Genomic DNA, 2473 nt, shown 5'->3' on the forward strand with positions numbered 1-2473 from the left:
CATCCGAAGCAAGTATTCTCTCGTTCTCAGCTTTTATATAAGGTATGGCAAACAGAATTTGATGTTGATACGACAACTGTTACGGTGCATATACGGAGATTGCGTGAAAAAATTGAAGAAGATCCATCAAAGCCAAAATTAATTCAAACAGTATGGGGAATTGGATATAAATTCTCGGCTGGTGATGACGAATGAAAATAAGATGGATATTTTTGATTGCTAATAGTGTAAGTGTTTTAATCATGTTTTCTTTCTTATTTGTAAGTTATAAATACATGGTATTACCAAATCATATTATTATTTGGTTATCCATTATCACTATTTTTTCATCCGTTTTGTCTAGTTTTGTTCATTATTTACTTACTAAACCAGTTGAACGATCTATTCTTTTACTTGTTAAACAGTCTCATCAAATGGAGAAAGGAAAGTTTGATCATTCACTTCCTGTTGAAGGTCCTGAGGAAATAAAAGAATTAACAAACCGATTCAATCTTATGAATATCAGGTTAAACGACGCCTTTAACCAAATTAAACAGGCAGAGGCTTCAAGGAAGGAATTGGTAGCAAATATTTCTCATGATTTAAGAACACCGATGTCATCAATAAAAGCATTTGTTACGGCAATTCAAGATGGAGTCGTAGAAGATGATGCTACATTTAATCGGTATTTACGTACGATTGGGTTTGAGACAGAACGACTTGATCAACTTATACAACAGTTGTTCCAGCTAACCTTACTGGATTCAGGTGGGATCCAACTTATTTACGAACCAATACGAGTAGATGAATTATTACTCGCAGTCCTCGAGCATGAGCAAATACATTTAGAACAAAAAAATATTGAAATAGATGTTAACCTTCCAAGTCAAATTCCATCAATTGATGTTGACCCACTTTATTTTCAAAAAGTCTTATTTAATATATTAGACAATGCAATTCGGTTTTCAGATGAAGGTGGATTAATTACACTTTCAGTTGTTGCATTACCAAATCAAAAAATTAGAATTTCTATTCGGGATGAAGGTGAAGGAATCAGTAAGGAAGAGCTTCCTCATATTTTTGAAAGAACCTATCGAATTGAGAAATCACGTAATAAAAAATTTGGTGGTGCCGGACTAGGTTTAGCCATAGCGAAAACCGTTGTAGAAAAACACAAGGGAAGCATTACAGCTACAAGTGAAGTTGGTAAAGGGAGCGAATTTATGATTGTCTTGCCAATTAATAGAGGTGAGGTGGGGGAAAAGAGTGAATTTGAAGATTTTATTTCAACGTAATTTACATTTTGGTAAGAAGCTAATTCAATTACATCATTATAACGCAATTTTGTTTTTCTTATTAAGCATGACAGGTTTACTTTTGTTTTCTTCTGCTTTTCGTTCTACTTTTCCATCTATACGTGTCCTGATGAAAGATCTTCATATTTGGATAGGTGTTATTATCTGTATACCCTTATTAGTTTATATTCCTGAAATGAAAAAGCATGTAAAAACATTGAGTAAAAAGAAAAATAATCGGGTGAATCTTAGATTTATATTATCAATATTAATTCTCCTCATTATTTCTGGGTTTTTATTGACTTTTCATAGGGTAACTCCACCAATTGTTAGCTCATGGGCTTTACTCATCCATGATGTTGCAACATGGATAGGGTTACCATATGTCATTTATCATAGTATGACAAGAAGTAAGTGGTTTAAGAAACTAGAAAAACGTATTAATAAAGTAGAAATCAAAGAAGAGCCAATGCTGATTGAAGATGGTAATCCAATCTATAAACGAAGAACGTTTCTGCGTTCGTTAAGTGGAAGCATTATTGTTTCTATGTTCCTCCCGGTAATTGCGAGATGGTTTCAGCCAAATTTTGTATCATATAGTGAGAAGTCATCTGGTTTAAATAGGAATCAATTTTCTCCAATTCCAAGCCCAAATGCAAAGTCAGTCCCACCAATTGGGGGTGGCAGGAAGGGGGAATTTCGTTATTATACAATAACTGAAATTCCAAAATTAAACGATGAGAATTGGAGTTTTACAATTGATGGTCTTGTAGAAAAAAAGAGTACCTATAAATGGAATCAATTTGTTCATCTTGAAAGAGATGTTCAAGTAAGTGATTTCCATTGTGTGACTGGTTGGAGTGTTTATTCAGTAACTTGGGAAGGTATACCTTTAAGAACTCTGTTAAAGCAAGCAGGTATAAAAAAAGAAGCGAAATACGTTAAGTTTTATTCAGCAGATGGTGTATACACAAGCACATTATCACTAGATCATGCCATGATTGATGATGTAATGGTAGCCGTTTTAATAGATGGAGAACAAATCACAGAAAAGAATGGCGGACCAGTACGGTTAATTGTCCCTAAAATGTATGCTTACAAGTCTGTTAAGTGGTTGAACAGAATTGAGTTAATTGATTATGAACATATCGGTTATTGGGAAAAACGAGGATACTCACAAGATGCATGGGTTAACTAAA

Annotated in this window: 3 protein-coding genes; all 3 read left to right on the forward strand. The window is 33.7% G+C overall.

The window, feature by feature from the left end; all coding sequences use genetic code 11:
- The coding region (locus DFO72_RS29035; protein WP_134177351.1) for a winged helix-turn-helix domain-containing protein at positions 1–195 on the forward strand (195 nt) is incomplete at its 5' end.
- Positions 192–1274 carry a HAMP domain-containing sensor histidine kinase gene (locus DFO72_RS29040; protein WP_113885938.1) on the forward strand — a complete coding sequence of 361 codons (1083 nt, stop codon included), beginning with the start codon at positions 192–194 and terminating at the stop codon, positions 1272–1274. The genes DFO72_RS29035 and DFO72_RS29040, both read left to right, overlap by 4 nt.
- The gene (locus DFO72_RS29045; RefSeq protein ID WP_243856317.1) at positions 1246–2472 is read left to right on the forward strand and encodes a molybdopterin-dependent oxidoreductase; all 1227 of its coding nucleotides are present in this window, start codon (positions 1246–1248) and stop codon (positions 2470–2472) included. Before DFO72_RS29040 ends, DFO72_RS29045 begins: the two co-directional genes overlap by 29 nt.
- The last annotated feature ends 1 nt before the right edge of the window (position 2473 follow it).

It is taken from the genome of Cytobacillus oceanisediminis, assembly GCF_004366035.1.
Lineage (GTDB): Bacteria > Bacillota > Bacilli > Bacillales > Cytobacillaceae > Cytobacillus > Cytobacillus oceanisediminis_C.